Here is a 283-nt window from a genome sequence, read left to right as displayed (position 1 = left end):
AAAGCCCCGGGACGTCGCGCCACATCACCATGCCGCTCAGGCCCTTGTCGCGCCAGAAGGCGCGGGAATAGCGTACGACGATCTTGATGACCGTACCGCCTTGCCAGGCGCCGAGCGCCGCCACCAGCGCATCCGGCAAGGGCGGCGAGAAAGCGATCCTCGACGCCATGACCGGTGAAGCCGCGACCAGCACCGCGCGCGCTTCGACCGTTCCCTTTTCGGTGACGGCGCGTATGCCTCCCAGCCCATGCTCGATGCGCGTCACCGGCGTGCCGAGCCGCAC

At 68.9% G+C, this 283-nt stretch carries 1 protein-coding gene; it reads right to left on the bottom strand.

The window, feature by feature from the left end:
* The coding region (locus tag EN808_RS35995) for an FAD-dependent oxidoreductase (RefSeq protein WP_189524264.1) at window positions 1-283 on the bottom strand (283 nt) is incomplete at both ends.

Origin of the sequence: Mesorhizobium sp. M8A.F.Ca.ET.165.01.1.1, from assembly GCF_004792065.1 — a bacterium.
In the GTDB taxonomy this organism is placed as follows: domain Bacteria; phylum Pseudomonadota; class Alphaproteobacteria; order Rhizobiales; family Rhizobiaceae; genus Mesorhizobium.
The sequence above is the reverse complement of the archived record's forward strand: the minus strand, read 5'-3'. Positions and strand labels throughout refer to the sequence as shown.